This window comes from Desulfovibrio subterraneus, from assembly GCF_013340285.1.
Taxonomy (GTDB): Bacteria; Desulfobacterota; Desulfovibrionia; order Desulfovibrionales; family Desulfovibrionaceae; genus Halodesulfovibrio; species Halodesulfovibrio subterraneus.
In genome coordinates this window covers 108676-127392 of record NZ_BLVO01000012.1, presented here as the reverse complement: position 1 = coordinate 127392, position 18717 = coordinate 108676, and the positions used below count along the sequence as shown (strand labels likewise).

18 protein-coding genes are annotated in these 18717 nt (G+C 58.5%); all 18 read right to left on the bottom strand.

Annotation, left to right across the window (positions count from 1 at the left end; genetic code table 11):
- Positions 1 to 9 precede the first annotated feature (9 nt).
- The gene (locus HUV30_RS04570; RefSeq protein ID WP_174404248.1) at positions 10 to 873 is read right to left on the bottom strand and encodes a methyltransferase domain-containing protein; all 864 of its coding nucleotides are present in this window, start codon (positions 871 to 873) and stop codon (positions 10 to 12) included.
- A gap of 21 nt (positions 874 to 894) precedes the next feature.
- The gene (locus tag HUV30_RS04565) at positions 895 to 1911 is read right to left on the bottom strand and encodes a radical SAM/SPASM domain-containing protein (protein ID WP_174404247.1); all 1017 of its coding nucleotides are present in this window, start codon (positions 1909 to 1911) and stop codon (positions 895 to 897) included.
- On the bottom strand, positions 1904 to 2584 hold the full coding sequence (locus HUV30_RS04560; RefSeq protein ID WP_205245191.1) for an acyltransferase: 681 nt from the start codon (positions 2582 to 2584) through the stop codon (positions 1904 to 1906). Before HUV30_RS04560 ends, HUV30_RS04565 begins: the two co-directional genes overlap by 8 nt.
- Positions 2575 to 4329, bottom strand: a complete 1755-nt coding sequence (locus tag HUV30_RS04555; RefSeq protein ID WP_174404246.1) for a hypothetical protein — start codon at positions 4327 to 4329, stop codon at positions 2575 to 2577. The genes HUV30_RS04560 and HUV30_RS04555 overlap by 10 nt, the downstream gene beginning before the upstream one ends.
- 106 nt (positions 4330 to 4435) lie before the next feature.
- Positions 4436 to 5266, bottom strand: coding sequence for a glycosyltransferase family 2 protein (locus HUV30_RS04550; RefSeq protein ID WP_243452070.1), 831 nt, complete (start codon positions 5264 to 5266; stop codon positions 4436 to 4438).
- Between the two features lies 1 nt (position 5267).
- On the bottom strand, positions 5268 to 5705 hold the full coding sequence (locus tag HUV30_RS04545) for a hypothetical protein (protein WP_174404245.1): 438 nt from the start codon (positions 5703 to 5705) through the stop codon (positions 5268 to 5270).
- Positions 5705 to 6829 carry an N-acetyl sugar amidotransferase gene (locus HUV30_RS04540; RefSeq protein WP_174404244.1) on the bottom strand — a complete coding sequence of 375 codons (1125 nt, stop codon included), beginning with the start codon at positions 6827 to 6829 and terminating at the stop codon, positions 5705 to 5707. The genes HUV30_RS04545 and HUV30_RS04540 overlap by 1 nt, the downstream gene beginning before the upstream one ends.
- A 12-nt stretch (positions 6830 to 6841) precedes the next feature.
- Positions 6842 to 7468, bottom strand: a complete 627-nt coding sequence (locus tag HUV30_RS04535) for an acyltransferase (RefSeq protein ID WP_174404243.1) — start codon at positions 7466 to 7468, stop codon at positions 6842 to 6844.
- Positions 7461 to 9305 carry an asparagine synthase (glutamine-hydrolyzing) gene (gene asnB, locus HUV30_RS04530; protein WP_174404242.1) on the bottom strand — a complete coding sequence of 615 codons (1845 nt, stop codon included), beginning with the start codon at positions 9303 to 9305 and terminating at the stop codon, positions 7461 to 7463. The genes HUV30_RS04535 and asnB overlap by 8 nt, the downstream gene beginning before the upstream one ends.
- Before the next feature lie 3 nt (positions 9306 to 9308).
- Positions 9309 to 10616 (bottom strand): DUF4910 domain-containing protein, encoded by a 1308-nt coding sequence (locus HUV30_RS04525; protein ID WP_174404241.1) that lies wholly within the window; start codon positions 10614 to 10616, stop codon positions 9309 to 9311.
- Positions 10613 to 11524, bottom strand: a complete 912-nt coding sequence (locus HUV30_RS04520) for a class I SAM-dependent methyltransferase (protein WP_174404240.1) — start codon at positions 11522 to 11524, stop codon at positions 10613 to 10615. Before HUV30_RS04520 ends, HUV30_RS04525 begins: the two co-directional genes overlap by 4 nt.
- 28 nt (positions 11525 to 11552) lie before the next feature.
- On the bottom strand, positions 11553 to 12569 hold the full coding sequence (locus HUV30_RS04515) for an N-acetylneuraminate synthase family protein (protein ID WP_174404239.1): 1017 nt from the start codon (positions 12567 to 12569) through the stop codon (positions 11553 to 11555).
- The gene (locus tag HUV30_RS04510) at positions 12566 to 13336 is read right to left on the bottom strand and encodes a GNAT family N-acetyltransferase (protein WP_174404238.1); all 771 of its coding nucleotides are present in this window, start codon (positions 13334 to 13336) and stop codon (positions 12566 to 12568) included. Before HUV30_RS04510 ends, HUV30_RS04515 begins: the two co-directional genes overlap by 4 nt.
- Positions 13337 to 13341: 5 nt before the next feature.
- A complete protein-coding gene (locus HUV30_RS04505; protein WP_174404237.1) occupies positions 13342 to 14388 on the bottom strand; it encodes an NAD-dependent epimerase/dehydratase family protein in 1047 nt (348 codons plus the stop codon).
- Positions 14385 to 15533 (bottom strand): DegT/DnrJ/EryC1/StrS family aminotransferase, encoded by a 1149-nt coding sequence (locus HUV30_RS04500; protein ID WP_174404236.1) that lies wholly within the window; start codon positions 15531 to 15533, stop codon positions 14385 to 14387. The genes HUV30_RS04505 and HUV30_RS04500 overlap by 4 nt, the downstream gene beginning before the upstream one ends.
- A gap of 29 nt (positions 15534 to 15562) precedes the next feature.
- A complete protein-coding gene (locus HUV30_RS04495) occupies positions 15563 to 16576 on the bottom strand; it encodes a Gfo/Idh/MocA family protein (protein ID WP_174404235.1) in 1014 nt (337 codons plus the stop codon).
- Positions 16573 to 17259, bottom strand: a complete 687-nt coding sequence (locus HUV30_RS04490; protein WP_276512308.1) for a cytidylyltransferase domain-containing protein — start codon at positions 17257 to 17259, stop codon at positions 16573 to 16575. Before HUV30_RS04490 ends, HUV30_RS04495 begins: the two co-directional genes overlap by 4 nt.
- 9 nt (positions 17260 to 17268) lie before the next feature.
- Positions 17269 to 18486 (bottom strand): NHL repeat-containing protein, encoded by a 1218-nt coding sequence (locus HUV30_RS04485; RefSeq protein ID WP_174404233.1) that lies wholly within the window; start codon positions 18484 to 18486, stop codon positions 17269 to 17271.
- Between the last annotated feature and the right edge of the window lie 231 nt (positions 18487 to 18717).

Here is an 18717-nt window from a genome sequence, read left to right as displayed (position 1 = left end):
GCACTCCGGCTACTTCACCGCTTCGATAAAGGCCACGGCCCGTGCGGCTGCGGCGTTATCCGCATCATAGCCTTCGGCCACGTGGATGTTGTAATATTCCACATGGGCGCTCTGCTCCAGACTGCTGACATTCCAGCCATTCTGCGTGTATCCGTAGATGGACACCTTGACGGATGAGCAGCCCTTGAAGGCGCGCACAAGGTCCTGCAGCAGGGCTGCGTCGAACTGCTCGGCAAACACCGAGCCGCTGCGCCATTCGATGAGCTGATGTACGCCGTAGACCACGGAAACAAGCAGCTTGCCGCCGGGACGCAGAATGCGCACAAGTTCGCCCACGGCCTGTTCCGCCTCCAGCCCGACCTTTCCTTCCTCATGCCCCTTGGTGTAGAGGCGGTTGTCCATGCCCACATGACCGAGGGTGGAAATGGAGATGACCTCATCGAACCAGTTGTCGCGGAAGGGCATATTGCGCAGGTCGCCGTAATGGTAGGAAATCTTCTTGTCCCAGAAGCAATTGTCCTCGGGAGCGAGCGTGAAGATGGTGAAATCCTTCCCCTCTATTTCAGGCCGCCCGATGATCTCGGGATAGTTGAAGCAGGACCCGGCATCCAGCAGCCGCCCCTGCCCATGAGAAAGACGCGACAGCACCCATGGATACTCCACCACACGTTCATCGTACCCATGCCCGAACCCTGCGGGCAACGGCGCTTCCTTTTCGAACAGTTTCATCGTGTCCGCATCGGCAAGAGATTGCTCCACAAAGGCGAACCGGCTTGCCAGATAGCCGCGCGACCACGGCCTTCTGCCGTTCTGCTCATACAGGGCAATTTCCTCGGCACGCCTTTCCGGTATCAGAATCTGAGGTTCAAGCATTTCGATCACTCTCCGTATTGTCTAGCAGCCCTTCATTCCGCCGTTAGTCCACGATCCCTTTTCGTCATCGTATTCTCCGAGCTCCAGAATACGGTCATATACGCGCTGATAGCTCTCCGGTAAGGGTGGCAACGTATCTGATTTCTTCCAGCATGTGGGGGCAATATCCGTCACCACATGGTCGGCCATGCAGGCGCGGCAGGCCGGCAGGTCATGCCATTCGCCCGCAAGTATCTTTCTGCGCAGGCGCATGGCCTTGGGGCCTTCCCAGCTGTAGGAAATGGAGTTCTTCTTCAGGTCTCCGGTTACAAGCTCGCCCTCCGCATCAAGACAACACAGTACGGTGGTTCCGTCCCACAGCACATCCACGCGTTCAAAGGGCTTGTCGCAGAGTCGCTTGTCCACGTCTCCCGGCTTGTGGAACAGATCCTTGGTCAGATTGTCCGCCTCGATCATTCGATGAATGAACCAAGGCTGCACCTGAAAGTTCCTGTGCCTGCCGAACTCGTTGTAAAAGTCCTCTTCTGTTTCCCCTTCGTTGTGCTTTGTGGGCATCATCTGGGGACGGATAAGCAAATCCGGCGCGGCAGCTATGGCATCGTGGATGTTTCTTCTGACGGTTTCAAAGTCTCCACCCGCACGGATAATATTGTACGCTTCGGGCCGCAGAGTATCGATGGTGACCATGATCTCCTTCATGCCCGCATCCTGCAGACGACGGGCCATGTCTCCCGTAAGCAGCATTCCGTTGGTACTCAGTCTGGGGTGCATGCCAAACTTGGAGAGAAGCGCCACCCCGTCCACAATATGCGGCCAGAGCAACGGCTCACCAAAGAAATGCAGAGACACGATTCCGTGGCCGTTATCCGCAGCATCCTCGGCTATTCTGGTGAATAACCCGAAATCCATCATGCCCTTCTTGCGCTTCAGACGCGGATAGGAGCACATGGGACAACGCAGATTGCATACGCCGCACACCTCAATGGCCAGAGTGGCCTGTTCCGGCCATTTCAATTCTCTCTTCAACTGGCTACTCATGCTCTTCCCCATTCCTTCCAGGTATGGCTTTCACCATTTTTGCAGGATTTCCTGCCACTATGGTAAAGGGAGCCACATCATTTACCACGACGGAACCGGCCGCAACAATGGCGCCTTCGCCCACGGTGACACCGCGCATTATGGTGGAATTGAACCCGACCCAGACACGCGGTCCTATCACTATGGGGGCTGAGGAAACTGCAGGTCTGGGGCCGGGATCCGTTCCCATGACCACCCGCCAATCCCGGGCCCGCTCATCAGGATCGACAGGATGCCCGATAGTGTCGAAAATTTGCACGCCGTGCGAAATAAGCGTGAGGCTCCCGATAGTCACTCTGCTTTCAGAGCTGATAATCGTATCATCGCCGATATACACTTCATCGCCGATCTCTATATGTCCGCCTCTTCCGCCACAACGCAGCAATCCGCGCAGATACACCCTGTTGCCCAAGGTAATATCTTCGCGGCGTCCAAGATTGGTGCACCATGCGTTCGGCCCGAGAAAACAATCATTCCCCATGACACAGCGGCCATCAAAGGCGTCCCAAGTTTCGGCTATCCTTGCATTCTCAATGTACCGCAGCAGCTTTCCGGCCAGGCGAGACACGAAAGAAGGTTTGGGGCGACCATAAATATTGCCCTTCGCATACGCATGACTTCTGTTTACCGGCATTCTGCCCCCTCGTGCGGGTTCTTAAAGGCTAATGAGGCTGCTGCCATGTCGTCCAGCCCCACATAGTCATAGTTCAGCAGGTGCCGTCTTTTTCCGGCAACCTGAACATGCAGCATGGCTGCAAGCTTTTCATCCATGGGAGCAAACCGTTCAAGCAATGCTGCGGCATCATGCAGGTATTTATTGTCGTTGTAGTCGGCATACACACTCACGTCCGGCAGAATGCGCGATTCCACCCGTGACAGAACCATGTAGATGTAGGTGAACACCTTTGCACGCTCCACCTGCTCCGGGGTCAGACGGCCAAGGGAGTGGATGCTTTGCAGCGTCCTGAAATACTCTTCCGGCGTTTCAGGTTCATGCGTGAAGCCGAGACCGGAATATAGAGATTCGCCCCCCAGTATGCAGGGAATGCCGAAGCTCGAATATTCCATTCCGGCGCTGCCGTGCGCGGTGAGAACGGCATCCACGATATGCGGGAGCGAACGGTTGCCCCACTCGTTGGGATAAAACGCCACATGCGGACAGGAACCGGCCCATTTTTCGTAGACCTGTCTGCCCGTTATCTTGACCGCATTCTTCTGATCCGAAGGGTGCGCCTTGACGAACCAGTTCACGGAGTCAATCTTGGCAATGGCCTGCACGGTCTGATCAAGCCATGTGAAATTATCGCGGAAAACCGACCAGCGGTTGGTGAAAACGCCATCATTGAGCATGTTGGACATGACAGCCACTATGGGCTTGGCAGGATCCCATCCAAAACGCTCGCACAGCTGCGCACGGTCCATTTCCGAGCTTGCGGCATAGGCCAGACTGGCATCCGGCACGTCGTTGCGTCGCACATTGCCCGAAAAACGGTCGGCCATGAATCTGCCACCCGCCTCCGCAGCCATTTCCCTGTGGTTGTTCCACACGTATTCGAAAAGTTCCTTCCCGTAACGGTGCGTATTGCAGTAGGCCTGCGCCGGATCATCGAAACGAAAGATGGTAAAACTGGTGGGTCCACCGCCACGGCTGTAGACAACACTGTCGCTCGCAAGCGCGGTCTGAAAAAGCGGGCCTTCCGGCACGAACTGGCGCTCTGCCTGCACCACAACGGGAAACCGCCCGTCCGAGAACAACCGGGAAAGATATTCGCCGTAGCCTATGGTTGTGGAGATCATGGCAAAAAACAGCACGGAGCAGGATTCCACTGTCCCCGCCCCCTGCCCGCGCAGATACCAGTCGTACACGCATTTGCCTACGTGCACGCCGTTTCGCGTGGCCTTCAGCAGATCATCCATATCCGGATTGGCAGCCACCAGCTGCAGCGCCGACACACCGGCTCGCAGACGTCCTGCAACGGAAAGGCCGCGATCACTCAGGTAATGAAATTCATATATGCCGTACGCACGGAACATCGCCTCTATTTCGGCGTCCGGTTCATGCAGAAGCGCCGCTCCCGCAAGCCCGTGTTCGCGCATGAGATAGCTGCCAATCACAAGGTTGGCCATCAGATAGGCCTTGTGGGAACTCAGCCCCTCAATAAGCACCCGCTGTGATGATGATTGCACCTTCTGCGCATCGACCTGCCACGCGGCAGCGTTGGCCTTGGCAAAGGTCTGCAGCGCCTGCGAAACCGGCCGGTCAACCTTCAGCCGCTTCTGCCTGCGCTCCGCTGCCATCTTGAAAGGCAGACGGCACAGCCAGAGAAGGAAAATGCTTCCCGCCCTCAAATACCCGAAGAGAGTTCCGTGCCGCTCCATATCCGCCTACTCCATCTGCATCAGAATTGCTGAACCGCCCGTTGGCAGTTTGACATGAAAATCGATCATTAAGTCATTTAGCAATATCCATTCCAGATACAAACTGTCACTTCCCACCCTGCTCAGCCCCGCCATTGGCGCGGTTCCACGCCCGTGCCTTGAGTGTCAGCTTCTTGGAATAGTCCAGCAGAGCGGAAAATCTGTCCTTCGAATGCAGGCCAACTTCACGCTGATCATGGCTGCGCACGCTGTAGAGCGTTTTGGGAACATGCAGAAACCGCGCCCCGCCCATGGCAAACCGCAGGTAGCACTCATGATCGTCCGCCATGGCGGACTCATCATAAAATCCGAAACGCTCATGCAACGAGCGCCGGTACAATGTGGACACACCGCACAGATACCAGTCGCCGAAGCTTCTGGAAAAATCGTATTCCGGCAGGCGGAATTCGCGCATGATGCGCCCCCGATCGTCCACGATGAACATGTCGGAATAGACGAAATCCGCCTTATCTTCCCGAAGGGGGGCCGCCAGCGTGGAGAGCATCTGCGGATGGCACATGTCGTCCGAAACAACAAAGGAACAGAATTCGCCGGTGGTCATGCGGAATCCGCGGTTGTATGTGGCCGTGGAGCCCATGTTCCGTTCGTTGGACACAAAGGTGATGCTGCGCCCGTCGCGCTCATAGCGTTTGTGCCATGTGCGCTCCACTTCGTCCGTGGCCTCGTTGAAGCGCGACGCATACGAAACCTGCTGCGCATCAACGTTAGAAAGCCAGCCGCGGATGACCTCGCGCGAATCATCCGGCGAGCAGTCATCCACGATGATGATTTCCAGCCTGCCGTAATCCTGAAAATAGATGGAATCGAGGCAGGCCTCGATGTACTGCGCGTGATTGTAGCTCGGCACGACGATGGAGATGGTTTCCATATCTGCCATATCAATCCCTCTCCGGTCTGACGGCATCGGTATCCTGAGCTACCGGCTCCGCAGGCGTAGCAGAACCACGAAGCTTCTCCGCGCTCTTTTCCGGCATGCAAATACCTTCGACCTCGTCAAACCATGTGACAACGGCACTTTCCTGCGCTTCGAGATAGGCAAGAAAGGCATCCATGCGATGCTTCAGAACGGCATTCAAGAAAAGCCGCCCCTGCGGATTGCGCACAAGGGCCACGCGGTACCCGTTGTCCCTGAGCCGGTGATTCAGCGACGGGGCAAGATAGAGCCCCCAGTCCGTGGCGGTTACGTCGCATTCATGCCCGCCTTCCCGCACGATGGAGACCATGTCCCACGGGTTCAGATGCACTTTGCCGTGGTCGGCTATCTGCACATCGCCCACCCCGAACATGCGCGGGGGATTCTTGAAGTCATGCCGCATCACGCCTCCTCAAGATGGCCGGGAATGTACCACCGCCCGTAGTCGTCCTTTTTCCAGATATCACTGTTACGGTAGCGCTCCATGACCTGCTCGTACCAGTCTCTGTCCCGGTCAAGAAAGGCGCAAAAGGCGTCCACATATTCATCGGACACGGGCTGCAGGTCATATCGTCTGACCAGTTCCCTTGCTTCGTCACGGGTCAGCCTGCCTGCGCGTATATCCTCGCAGGCATGGTCCGTAGCCCTGCCGTAGCCGAACTTGAGCACCTTGAAATACTGATGAATCCTGTTGATAATCTCATCTATGCCCACATAGGTTCTGTAGGTGCCTTCGCGCGGTTCATCCAGCGCCCTGAACCCATATGTCTGGGCAATGCGGAAATGCTCTTCGGAATCCCAGCGGAAGAAATACCCTGAGAACACGGCTTTGGTGCCGGAACCTTCCAGCGCATCGGGGAAGGCGTACATGGTGAGCCGGTCCATGGAAATGCCGTGGGTGCGGGAGACAAACTCCGCGTCCCTGCCGCCGTTGGCCGCATACTTCATGAACCACGCCTTATTGATACCGCTCAGGCTGGAAAGGGAGGCATCGCCGCCGTATTCAAACGCCGAGTTCTCTCCCAGCAGAATGAGCGGCACCTTGAACATGAGACCCGTATGCAGCGGTGCCGCATGCAGCATGGTATGGCTCATCAGATCCGGGTCGCCGTACAGCTCGAACCCGATGCGGATAAGCTCCTTGTGCAGTTGCAGCTCGGGCCGGTAGGTGAACAGGTTTGCGCCCATGGCGGGAATGCACTGCAGGTTGTAATGCCCGATCTCGGTCTTGATGCCGTAATCCACATTCACGGTCAGAATGCGCAGCCCGTGGCCGAGCAACCGGTGCACCTGCGTTATGCTGTCCTTGCCGCCGCTCACGGGCACAAGCACGTCATAATAAGGGGCTTTTTGGGCCTTCACCTCTTCAAGCAGGCGGACAAACTGCTGTTCCCGTGCTTCCCAGTCTATGGCCCTGTCACCTTCATACTTAGTCGCATGAGCCTGACAGGCCGCACACACACCCTTTTCATCAAAGGTGAGGTAAGGTTTGGTATCCGGCATGACACACTGTGTGCAATAACGCATGGAGCTTCCTCTCTATTCTCTCTCGCCCATCTTTCGGGCGGGAATACCGACATAAATGCCGTACGGGTCCGTATCCTTCGTCACAACGGCACCGGCACCGACCACGGTACCTTCGCCAAGGTGCACGCCCTTCATGAGCACCACATTGGCCGCAAGCCAGCAGTCATCACCGAGAATCACATCCGCATGCACAAACCCCGCATCACGGATGGGCACATCCCGCCTGAAGACATGCTCGTTGGCGTTGATACTGCACCGGGGACCGATGACACACTTCTTGCCGATACGAACGCTGCCGCCGCCGTTGATGATGGCATATGCGGTCACGACGGAATCTTCTCCCACCTCGATGATGCCGTCCCGCGCGGAGACAAACCGGCAGTCGTGGTCAATGGTGACCCTGTCGCAAAAGCGGATAACGCCGTTTTCCCGGTTCCGCAGGTCAATGGTACCCAGAATGGTCACATCGTCGCCGATGATGATATTCTCTGCCCTGCCGCGAATTTTCAGGCGCGGCACACCGCGAACATGCAGACGCCTGCCCACGCGGATACCGTACAGGCGCAGAATCCAGCCGATTACAAGGCTATGCAGCTTCCAATAAACGCCGCCCGTGATGAGTGCCAGAAAATCAAACATCCGTTCCGAACTCCTCAAGGAAAAATTTGGTGCTGAGCACACCGAACAGGAACTTGCTGTCGTTACCACTCAACCGTCCTGAACCGAGCATGTCCCCGAAGGCCTTGCGGTCAACCAACGAAAAGACGGGACTGTCCGCCAGCAACGAACGCCGCACCGACTCGTCACCCAGATCAAGAAATTCCGCGAGCGAACCGTTGAATCCCACCTTGCGCCGCGCATCAAGCACGCAGTCCGGTGCTATGCCGCGCACGGCATCCCGGAGAACAGCCTTGTTGTATCCATTACGCATGAGGTGCCGTGTGGGAATGCGCAGGCAGAATTCCAGCAGCGCACGATCCAGAAACGGAGAACGGTTTTCCACGGAAAAGGCCATGGCATTATGATCATCTTCCCGCAATATGGCCGGAACCACCTCGCGGAAGAGTTCGTTCATCATCCTGTTCCGCAGCAGTTCCCCATGAAAATTCTCTTCGGCAAACGCCTCGTGAAACGGCACGGCCATGCGGCTTTCCGCCTCGCACGCATCGGCAAACACATGGTCGCGCATGGCGGGGCTATCCACAAAAAGGCGGGGATTGCGGTACAACGGGTTCATGACCACCGGCAGCACATGGGTGCTCCAGTCATCCAGCGCCTGCCCGTACTGCGGAGTGCCGTGCACCGCCGCAAGGTACATGAGATAATGGTCGTAATAGCCTGAAAACAGCTCGTCCGCGCCCGTACCGCTGATGGAAACCTTGAACCCCGCCGCAGCAAGCTGTTCCATGAGCAGGTGGTGGGCAAAATAGGAAATGGTGCACACAGGCGCATCATGCTCCCCCACCATGCGGGTAAGGCGGCCCAGAAAATCATGCCCGCCCACAGGTACCGGCGTATGCTCCAGCCCAAGTTCGCGCACCGAACGCGCAACAGATTCCCATTCATTATAGCGGCCGTCGCTGTTCACCACGGTGAACCCGTGCACGCGGTAGCCGAATTCACGGCGGGCAATGCTGATGAGCGCATTGGAATCCACCCCGCCGCTCATGCAGAAGGCAAGGGGAACGTCCGAGCGCAGCCGCAGTTCCACGGCTTTCAGCAGGTGTGCGCGTGCGCCGGATACGGCCTCTTCATACGTCATGGCCTCGTCGGGTTCGATGCGGGGCGTCCAGTACCGCACGGGAGAGCACGCCTCATCCAGCCGCAGCCAGCAGGCATTGGGCAGCTCTTCCACGCCTTCGAAAAAGGTATCCGTGCTCTTGTAGATGGATTTGTAGCCGTTCACCAGATACCGCAGAATCTTGGTGCGGTTCACCGGCAGACGCCTGCCGAGCAGGGCAAACAGCGCCTTGACCTCTGACGCGAAATACACGCCATGGTCGCAGCGGTACAGGAACAGGGGCTTCTCGCCGAACCTGTCGCGGCACAGGGCCAGCGTGCCGTGCTGCATGTCGTACATGGCAAAGGCCCACATGCCTTCCATGCCGTCCAGCACCGGAAGCACATCGGCAGAATCGACCCCGCAACGGGCAAGGGAACGCAGCAGCACTTCCGTATCGCTGTCCGTTCCGAAGACCACGCCCTCTGCCTGCATGTTTCTGCGCAGCTCAAGATAATTGTAGAGTTCGCCGTTGAAGGCCAGCACGTGGTTTCCGTACCGCATGGGCTGTGCCGATCGTTCATCAAGGTCGATGATGCTGAGACGGGTATGCAGCAACAATACATGCCTGCCGCCACGTTCATGCCGGAACTCGCCGCACCCGTCCGGCCCGCGATGGCGCAGGCAGGCAAGGGCCGCGGCAGCCCTGTCGTCGGCGATTCGCCTGTCGCCCCAGTAACCGGCAATTCCGCACATAGACTACTGGACCTCCGCCAACTTGATCAGTCCGGCCTGTTCCGCCCTTTGCGCCTGAATACGGAACTCGGCAAGGGGCAGGCCCGAACGCTCTGCCATGGACACGAGATCATGCCCGCCGTCCGCAAGGTTCAGCAACCATTGCAGGGTCTTTTTCGCGACGTCCTTGCTGCGCTGGGCGCCGATGGTGTCGTGCAGGTCATAGCGGCTGAGAAACGGTTCACAGTGCGGGTTGGTACGCACATATACCCTGTTCGCCTCAAGAGCCTGCACCACATCGCGGCACAGTTCCACGGCCTCGGCCATGGCAGTGAAGGAAACCGCGCTCTTGTCATCATCCGAGGTGTGATACTCGGGATATTCGCCGAACACCGCACGGCACAGCACGCCCACGGGCAGATCGAATCCGGGGGAACAATACTGCCGCTCGTCGCTGCCGCCTGGCCAGAAATCTCGCATGACATGCTCTGCCCCGCGTTCGCGCAGCAGGCAGGCAATAATGCGGTCGACAAGGGCGTTGCCCTGTCGTGAACGCTTGCAGGTGAACGGCACGTCGCCGCCGATGCAGGTGAGCACCAGCCCCGCATCAAGCTTCTCCCTGAAATGCGTTCCGAGGCGGGAAAGATAGGCTATGGCCCCGATGGTCTCCGGCCCGAAATGGAACCGGTAGGTATACCTCCGGCAGGGCATGGCTGCCAGTTCCCGATACAGAAAGGCGGCCACCAGCGGGCCGGAAAGCTCGTTGTTGGCCATGGACGGATGGCAGGTGTAGGTTGAAAAGAGTACCTCCCTGTCCGTCTGCCCCGGCAGCACGGCTTGTGACATGGTCATGCTGCCCGCAAAATGCCGGGCGTCGATATGCACGGTATACTGCCCCGGCTGCAGCGCCATGCGCACTGCATGCGGAATGCAGAAACCCCAGTCGCGGGCATAATAACTGGTGACATACGGAATGGCATGCGGCCGTTCCGGAATGCTGTGCAGATGCGGCTGCAACGCCTCAAGGCTGAGCGTTCCCTGAAACCCGCAGGAATAGTTCACCAGATGCAGGGTGTTGTCCCGTATGTCGGCTATGCGCCTGCCGTCTGGCCCCTGCAGCCACGCCTCGCGCACCTCCCACTCTTCCGGCACCGTCCAGTCGAAAACGGACGTACCGCTCGGAACCTCCGTTCTTTCCAGCGGCAGCAGTTCGGCCAGAATATCGTGCGTCTGGCGCACCCCCTCTCCGGTAATGCTGCGCATTATCGGCCAGAGTCTGTCGAAATACTGCTCCATCAGCAGGGCGGTGGAAGAACGGGGGGCTTCACTCATGCACTGTCTCCGGATCGGGATGGGCATCGCACGGCCTCGACCACAAAGGCCGAGCACAGGAAATAGCCTTTCCAGCCGCTCGGTTCGCCCTCAAGGCGGATGGCCTCTTCACGGAAGGTCTGCTTATCTCTGCCTTCCAGCCATGGAAACGCGGGATGGTAGTGATACCAGAGCAGGCGGATGTCGGAGAATCCTTCCTGCGCGAACAGCTCAGGCACCTCGAAGGGATTATGGAATTTCGAAAGAATGGCATCGTAACCGGGGGCCTTGCCTTCCACCGTGGCCCGCACGGGGGGCATATCCATGCGCACCCGCTGCTGCAGCTCTGCCGAAACAGCATTGCGCAGGGAATCATCCACGCCTTCCAGCAGGCGGTTGCAGATGAAGTCGTGCGTGTAGCGGTTCTGGGTAAACAGCGAGAACAGCTCGTTGCGGAACTCGATGAACACCGAACCGCCCGGTTTGACCATGTCGCGCATGTTGCGCAGCACGGCGCGTTCATCCTCCACATGGGGCATGACCCCCATGGCCATGAGCCCGTCAAAGGGCTCGCCTTCCAGCAGGCGGGCATAGGACTGCCGGTCCTGCACATCGGCAAGGAAGACGCAATCGGGGTCGAGACCATGTTTTTGCATGGTTTCACGGCTGCGGCGCACCATCTCGGACGAGATGTCGAACCCGCAGACCTCCATCCCCGCCTCGGCCATTTTGGCCAGCGGTGTGCCTTCGCCCACGCCCACTTCCACCACTCTTCTGATGCCCTTGCGGGAGAAGGAGTCGACGATCATCTGCAGCCGGAAATAGTTGGCCGGATATTTGCGTGTGGTATCGCGAAGATGGGCTTCTTCATACTGCAAGTGATAGTCACCGGAAACCGCATCGTAGAATTGGGATATGTCTTTGGACATGAATGAGGCGCTCCTTGAAATTGCAATGCTAACCGGAAACAAGGTGTTCAGGCAGAACCATTTCGCCGTGTCTGAGAGCCTGCTTCAGCCTGCCGCCCACAAGAACATGCTCCATGCCTGGTGCAAGGCCGCCGCCCGGACGGGTCCAGTCCAGATGCTCGCGCCCGAGCACAGTTCCTTCGGCAAGGTCCGCCGCAGCCACGATGGACCGCCGCAGGGGTACCTTGTTTGCGGCCTCGCATTCGGTGCACACGATCTCTTCAACCCCGAGCATCTGCTCGGCCATGCGGATACGGTCCACCATGGTCCGCAGTTCCGCAGGGTCTGCGGAAAGCTGATGATCGCGGAATGCGGACAGGTTCTTGTCCAGCGTGAAGTGCTTTTCCACCACCCGCGCACCGCAAGCCACAGAAAGAACCGCGGCCTCTATGCCAAGGGTATGGTCTGAATAGCCGGGGGTGACGCCAAGTCCTGCAATGCCCCGTATGGCTCCAAGGCCGGCCTGTTCAGGTGGCGTGGGATAGGCGCTCACGCAGTGCAGAACCACGAGCCGCTCCTTTGCGGGCGCTCCGTTCCAGCAGGATTCCATATACTGCACCGTCTCGCGCAGCTCTGCCGCGTTGCACAGGCCGGAAGACAGCAGCACCGGCTTGCCGGTGGAAGCAACAAATTCCAGCAGGGGCCGGAAGGTGTTATCTGAAGAGGCAATCTTGAACGCCGGAACCAGCCCGTCGAGAAATGCTGCGGACTCCACATCAAAGGGGGTGGAGAGGAATTCCAGTCCACGCCCGCGCGCCACTCCGGCCAATGCTGCAAACTGGTCATGGCTGAAGCGGAAACGGCCCAACTGGGCAATGCGCTCCGTCTGGGTGGCGGAAACCAGCCGCTCGGGAACGATGGTCTGAAACTTCACCGCATCCGCTCCGGCATCCGCCGCAGCATGCACCATTTCCACCGCGCGGCCGTAGTCGCCTTCGTGGTTGTTGCCTATCTCGGCAATGATGAACACCCGTTCAGAAAGGGCGTGGTCACCGATTTTCATCATTCTTTCTCCGCATGGTAATGCATGACGTACTGCGCCCCGCTGACCCGGAACCCGAGACCTTCATACAGGCGCATGGATGCCGTGTTGACCACCTGCGTCCCCACGCGCATCTCGGCGCGGGGTTCCATATTGTGCAGGGCAAACGCAATCATGGCAGAGGCGCGTCCGCTGCGACGGGCGCGTTCGGCCACGGCAATCAGGTCAATGACCAGAGCCTCAGGCGTGACCAGCAATTGCAGAAAACCGGCTATGCCGTCTGCATCTTCGCACACCACCATGGCATCGCCGCGTTTGCCGCAGAAATAGTTGCCCGCCCAGACGGCTTTCAGCTCACAGGCCACAGCCTGCGGAATGGCCGGATCAAGATGAAAGCGCGAATACCTGAAACTTGTCCGCGCCACATGCGCCACGGCCTCTGCATCGTCCGGAGATGCAGGACGGGCAAACCGTATGCCGTTCAGATCGCCGCCCGCAAGCGGCAGCATGGCACCGGCCGGTCTTGTGAACGCCACGTTGGTATCCACAAGCCGGAAGCCCGCCCCTTCAAGGGCGTGGATGCTCCCCACCGCCTGCGGTGCCACCTTCACATAGGCGAACATGCCGCCCGCCATGTGAGGGTGCAGGGCAGCCTGAACATCCTGCGCGCACAGGGAACAGGCACTCCCGTCATCAGTGGCCAGCTTCACGCAGTACGAGGGAACGCCCAGCATGCCGGACATCCACGCATCGCGTGCGACGCTCACTCCGGAACCGGCGACATCCTGCATGGCCGCTACCCGTACATGACCGACTTGCTGCCGGTGCTGAAGAGTTCCGCAGGCAGCGACTTGTACCACTTGATGTACTCGGGAAAGCCGCGCTCAAGGGGCCACGAGGGGGTGAAGTCGAGCAGCTTCTTCGCCTTGTCCATGCACAGGGTGCCGCGGTCGGGCATGAGTTTGTCCTTGGGCACGTATTTCGCCTGCACGCCGGGGAAGTGCTCTTCAATGAGGTCGGCCATGGTCTTCAGACTGCAGGCGGCGCCGTAGGTCATGTTGAAGACCTCGTTACGGGCGTTGGGTGATTCGATAACCCGCGTCATGCCTGCCACCAGATCGTCGATGCAGGTGAAGTCCAGCTTGTCGGAACCGTCGCCCTGAATGGATATTTCCGTCCCGCGCAGCGCGTTTTCGATGAACACCTGTCCCACGCGGCGGCTCACGCAGCGGGGGCCGTACAGAGCCGAGGGGCGGATGATGGTGTAATCCATGCCGAATGCCTGATTGTAGGCAATGACGAGCTTTTCGCCGCCGAACTTGAGGGCACCGTAGATGCCGAGGGGCTCGCAGTGGGAGTCCTCGGAAACCATGCCGCCCTCGAAATGCCCGTATACAAGCGAAGATGAGAAATAGATGAAATGCTCAACCGTCTTGCGGCAGGCATCAAGGGCGTTTTCCAGCGTGCGGAAGGAATGGTCGAAGGTGGAATACGGGTCCTTGTTCGACTTGTTGGCATGCGAAACTGCCGCCAGATGCACCACAACCTGCGGATTAACCAGCGCCACAAGACGGGAGAGCGCGTGATAATCACGGGCATCCTGAATGAGCACCTGAATGCCTGCCCTGCGCAGCATTTCCTGCCGCTGGTTGAGGAAGTGCAGATAGAGCTCGCGGTTGACCACATCGTGCTCCATGGACGAGAAGGCGAGCACGTTGTTGATGGACAGGCCGTCAATGACGCTCACTTCCGCCCCAAGCTCCTTGAGGCGCAGCGCCATGTTGTGTCCGATGAATCCGCAGCCGCCGATGAGAAGGATTCTTCTGCCCTTGATCTGGTTCATTTTTCCTCCGAAATAGCTTTCTTGAGAGAGTCAACAATGTACCGCATGTCGTCAGGTGTAAGATGAGGCCCCACGGGAAGCGCCACCGAGCCGTAGCTGATGGACGCGGCCACCGGACAGCAGGAACGATCGTAACCGTATTTTTCTCTGTAATATGTCATGTGCGGAACAGGCGCGGGGTAATAGACGCTGGTTCCCACTCCCATTTCGCCAAGGCGCTGCATGAGTTGCGGGCGCTTTTGTGCAAGCCCGTCGCCCAGCATGACCGACATGCAGTAATAACTGCTCTGATACCCGCCCTGGGTGGAGAGGAACAGGCCAACCTCTTCAATGGTCTGCAGGCCGCTGTGCAGGGTTTCGTAGTTTTCACGCCGCCGTTCAAGGATCATGGGCACCTTCTTGAGCTGCTCTTCACCTATGGCGGCCTGAATTTCGTTCATGCGGTAGTTGTAGCCGAGCATGGTCACGTCATACACGCCGGGAACCTTGCGCTCGCCCACCACGCGGTCCACGCCGAAGGCCTTCATGCGGTTTACCTTTTCCGCAAGCTCCGCATGGCGGGTTGTCACCATGCCGCCTTCGGCCGTGGTCATGTGCTTTACGGGATAAAAGGAGAACGATCCGGCATCTCCCAGCAGACCGGCATGTGTGCCGTTCAGGGTGGTACCCACGGCAAGGGCGCAGTCTTCCATCACGAACAGGCTGTGGCGCGCGGCAATGGCGTTCACACGATCCATGTCCACGGGCAGGCCGAGATAATGCACAATGCAGATGGCGCGGGTGCGTTCCGTAATCAGGCCTTCCAGCAGGTCGATATCGATGTTGCCTGTCTTCGGGTCCGCATCGCAGAATACCGGAGTTGCGCCGACAAATTCCACGGCATGGGCCGTTGCCGCATGCGTCTGGGCCGGAACGATGATCTCGTCGCCCGGGCCGTAGCCAAGGGCGAACCAGACCAGATGCATGCCCGCAGTGCAGGAAGAGACGGAAACCGCATGCGGAGCACCGGTATACGCTGCAAAGGATGCCTCAAAAGCCTTGGCGCGGGGGCCATGCACCAGCATGGGGCCATCCAGCACCTGCAGCACAGCGTTTTTTTCCTCATCGCCGATCATCGGTTTCCCGAAAGGAATGGTACGAGTCATATGCAAGCCTCTCCAGAATTAGGGATTGCTCAATCAAAATATCGAATGGTCGTGGCACGCCCGGTCCGCATGGATTCTTCCGCTGCGTAGCATACCGACATAACATCAAAAACATCGGCCTCGCCGACCAGCATGGGGGAGCCCGGAGCAACAATTGCCTGCACAAAGCTGTCTACCAGCAGCGGCCTTTCCTCCCGCGCGGGATATGCCTCCGTGCAGGGAACAGCCTCTTCTTCCCCGTTCCTGCGCATCACCCATTCGGCTCCGCCGGGGGTATGCCGGAACGTCATATCCGTTCCGAACACCGTCAGGGCATGAAAATGCGGATGCACACAGCCCCCGTTTGCGGCAACACGGGCGATGCAGCCATCGTCAAAACGCATGGTCAGAACGGCAAAATCGTTGGCACGAAGGGCGCTGTCCTGCGTACAGATGCGGTTGCCCCACGCATGTACCTCGACCGGCCTGTCACCCCGAATCCACATAATAAGGTCAACCATATGCACGGCTGCCCCGTGGATGATGGAATAAAAGGGCATATCCGTCCGCCAGCCGTTGGTCAGCTTATGCTTGCGGCCCCAAAGGTATTCGCCGTCCATGCTGTAGAGCTGCCCCATGCTGCCGGAGCGCACCCTGTCGCGCACCACGGCAAACCGGGGGCAGGTGCGCAGGCTGAGGTTGGATGTCAGCCGCAGGCCGGGGTGCTTGGCAAGCATGGCGTAAATATCGCGGGCCTCGGCTTCGTGCAGGCAGAGGGGCTTTTCGGCCAGCACATGCTTTCCGCCTTCCAGTGCGGCCACGACCTGCCTGTGATGATCGTCGTCATGGGATGCGACCACCACAATATCCACGGCAGGATCATCCAGCACGCTTCGGGCATCGTCCGTCAGACGCGCAGCGGGAAAGGCCGTTGCCGCTTCCTGCAGTTTCTCTGCGGAAAAATCGCACAGCACCCGCAGTTCGCAGTGCCTGTTGGCGGCAAAAGCCGCAGCGTGCGCACGGCCGATACCCAGGCCGATTATGCCGACACCCAGTGTTTTCATGCGTGCACCGAGTATCCCTGCATGGCCAGAATATCCGCATAGCCGTATTCCCAATGAGGCCGCCGCATGGCAGCGATCAGGCTGCCGAAACTGTTCATGTCGTCCACGGTATCCACGGACTGCTGCACATCACCCCACTCGCCGCCCGATTCAAAGGAGGCAATATCCGAAGGCGGCAGATGGGTGTAGCAATACGGCGTAACGTGCTCCTGCTCGGCAGTACTCACCATGCGGTCCACATGGTTCAGAAAAAATTGTGCATCAAGCATTTCAACCGACTGCCCCTTGGGGAAGGTGCGCCTTATCACGTTGGAAACCATACGCACGCCGCCGGCCTCGAATATGGTCATGGCCCTGTCTACCAGCCGGAAGTCCATGAGCGGACTGTCTCCGCATATCCGCACAAAACTGTCGAACCCGAAATGTTCCACGGTGCGGGCAAAGCGCAATGCCACGTTTTCCAGCGGCCCTGTATGACAGGGAATTTCCAGCGATTCGCAAAAGCGCACAACGGCTTCATCTTCGGCACGATCCGAGGTGGAGACCACCAGCATTCCGCCGCAGCAACGGGTGAGGCGCTCAAGGGTATACTGCAGCATGGGCTTGCCGTGCACCTTGTGCAGCACCTTGCCGGGAAACCTTGAGGAACTCATCCTGCATTGAACTATGATGCCGGTGTGCACAGTCGTCCCCTATATCGCAAACACAAAAATGTTGCCTGAAATGGCGTCGGAAACAAAGAGCGCGTCATTCCCGCCCCACCGGCCCGCTGCCATGGACAGGGCGGAACAACCCGATATGCCGAGCACTTTTTCCAGCGAATAGGCAAAAACCTGAACGCCGTTTTCGTCCAGCTTGATCACCTGATTCTGCGCCAGAAGATATCGGTATCCCCCGACAGCAACCAAGCCGCGCACCTGGGGATGGAGATATCCCTTTGCCACCGGAACACGGCGACCGGCATGGATACGCCCTGCCTCCGCGCCGGGCCAGCCGAACATGAACAGATCGTTATCCCCCCTGAAAAGGCGCAGAGGCTGGATTGAACCTTTACGCTGCACAAACTGAAGCTGCGGCTCCGCTTCATCCAGATCAAGCATTGCCCTGAAGCGGGCCTTGGTCTTTTCGTTCGCAAGCACGAGATGCACCGTGGAGCCTATAGTGCAGCCGGAACGGACTCCGGCGCCCTGATGGATTCCGGTGCAGAAGGGATTCAGTTCGATTACCCGGTCAACGGCATCGTCCTGCCCCAGACGAAGGAGGCGGTTGTTGCCGAAATCGCATACCCACAAGCCACCCTGCTCATCGGCGAACAGGTCGTGCGGCAGTGTGCAACCCAGCGCAAGGGGAGCCATAATTTCGCCGTTCTCTGCATACCGCCGGATGAGGTGATTTCTGAAATCAGCAACATACAGCACATTGTTGGAAGAACGATGGTGCAGGGCCATGGGAACGGCCCCTTCAGAGCAATCCAGACGGGCCTGTGGTGCAAAACGATAGCGGGCAAGCAATGCCGCAGACGTTGCGGCTGTTCCGGAGCCTTCAACTGCGGCACAGGCAGCGGCCACAGTCCCGTCATCAGGGGCATGGCAGAGCAACTCGCCCATGGCATACTCAAGCATGGCGGCATCGTCACGCTCAAGAGCCCCCTGCAGCAGCGCCATGTGCCTGAACATCATGGATTCCGGCAAATGCTCGTTCATCTCGGTCTGCAGGCCGGTCACGCGCCTGCGCACCCCGTCAGACAATGCAGAATGCATCTGCTGCGTGGCCTGCGGCAAACCGGAGAGCACGTGCAAGAAAACAGCATGATCTTCAAGAGCATCGGCCATATACCGCAATGCTCCGCGATATCGTCGTGTGATGTTGCGGGAGTAGGAGTCCGTCGTATTTTTGACAGCCTGTTGCATGCAATGCTCCCCGACGTCACCAAGGCATAACGCCAAGGACGACACCAACGGGCCGGATGGGCCATCTGTTCTTTCGAGCGGATAATCTGACATGGCTACCTCAGCCTTCATATCGGTCCCCTCGAAAAAATGTTTAGCAACAAAGTGATCAAAACACATCTCACGATATGGGTCAAGACCGTTCGGTCAATAACCACGTTTACTCACTGAAGATTTAGAGAACTCACCCTG

Bases quoted from the DNA above. Each gene is read 5' to 3' on its own strand.
- HUV30_RS04570 (WP_174404248.1), bottom strand. From the start codon at position 873: ATGCTTGAACCTCAGATTCTGATACCGGAAAGGCGTGCCGAGGAAATT.
- HUV30_RS04565 (WP_174404247.1), bottom strand. From the start codon at position 1,911: ATGAGTAGCCAGTTGAAGAGAGAATTGAAATGGCCGGAACAGGCCACT.
- HUV30_RS04560 (WP_205245191.1), bottom strand. From the start codon at position 2,584: ATGCCGGTAAACAGAAGTCATGCGTATGCGAAGGGCAATATTTATGGT.
- HUV30_RS04555 (WP_174404246.1), bottom strand. From the start codon at position 4,329: ATGGAGCGGCACGGAACTCTCTTCGGGTATTTGAGGGCGGGAAGCATT.
- HUV30_RS04550 (WP_243452070.1), bottom strand. From the start codon at position 5,266: ATGGCAGATATGGAAACCATCTCCATCGTCGTGCCGAGCTACAATCAC.
- HUV30_RS04545 (WP_174404245.1), bottom strand. From the start codon at position 5,705: ATGCGGCATGACTTCAAGAATCCCCCGCGCATGTTCGGGGTGGGCGAT.
- HUV30_RS04540 (WP_174404244.1), bottom strand. From the start codon at position 6,829: ATGCGTTATTGCACACAGTGTGTCATGCCGGATACCAAACCTTACCTC.
- HUV30_RS04535 (WP_174404243.1), bottom strand. From the start codon at position 7,468: ATGTTTGATTTTCTGGCACTCATCACGGGCGGCGTTTATTGGAAGCTG.
- asnB (WP_174404242.1), bottom strand. From the start codon at position 9,305: ATGTGCGGAATTGCCGGTTACTGGGGCGACAGGCGAATCGCCGACGAC.
- HUV30_RS04525 (WP_174404241.1), bottom strand. From the start codon at position 10,616: ATGAGTGAAGCCCCCCGTTCTTCCACCGCCCTGCTGATGGAGCAGTAT.
- HUV30_RS04520 (WP_174404240.1), bottom strand. From the start codon at position 11,524: ATGTCCAAAGACATATCCCAATTCTACGATGCGGTTTCCGGTGACTAT.
- HUV30_RS04515 (WP_174404239.1), bottom strand. From the start codon at position 12,569: ATGATGAAAATCGGTGACCACGCCCTTTCTGAACGGGTGTTCATCATT.
- HUV30_RS04510 (WP_174404238.1), bottom strand. From the start codon at position 13,336: ATGCAGGATGTCGCCGGTTCCGGAGTGAGCGTCGCACGCGATGCGTGG.
- HUV30_RS04505 (WP_174404237.1), bottom strand. From the start codon at position 14,388: ATGAACCAGATCAAGGGCAGAAGAATCCTTCTCATCGGCGGCTGCGGA.
- HUV30_RS04500 (WP_174404236.1), bottom strand. From the start codon at position 15,533: ATGACTCGTACCATTCCTTTCGGGAAACCGATGATCGGCGATGAGGAA.
- HUV30_RS04495 (WP_174404235.1), bottom strand. From the start codon at position 16,576: ATGAAAACACTGGGTGTCGGCATAATCGGCCTGGGTATCGGCCGTGCG.
- HUV30_RS04485 (WP_174404233.1), bottom strand. From the start codon at position 18,486: ATGCAACAGGCTGTCAAAAATACGACGGACTCCTACTCCCGCAACATC.